Raw genomic sequence first — 231 nt, 5'->3', positions numbered from 1 at the left:
AGATACTGGTCCAACCGGAGTAACTGGTGTAACTGGAGATACTGGTCCAACCGGCGCCACTGGTGTAACTGGAGATATCGGACCAACAGGAGTAACTGGAGATATCGGACCAACAGGAGTAACTGGTGTAACTGGAGATACTGGTCCAACCGGAGCCACTGGTGTAACTGGAGATATCGGACCAACAGGAGCCACTGGTGCAACTGGAGATACTGGTCCAACCGGCGCCAC

Annotated in this window: 1 pseudogene; it reads left to right on the top strand. The window is 53.7% G+C overall.

The features are described 5' to 3' along the window. Window positions 1-231 (top strand): annotated as a pseudogene (locus SB660_RS24130) (BclA C-terminal domain-containing protein); the annotation flags it as partial.

The sequence above is a fragment of the Bacillus sp. SIMBA_005 genome, from assembly GCF_046535585.1.
Taxonomy (GTDB): Bacteria; Bacillota; Bacilli; order Bacillales; family Bacillaceae; genus Bacillus; species Bacillus pumilus.
This window is presented reverse-complemented; position numbering and strand designations above follow the sequence as displayed.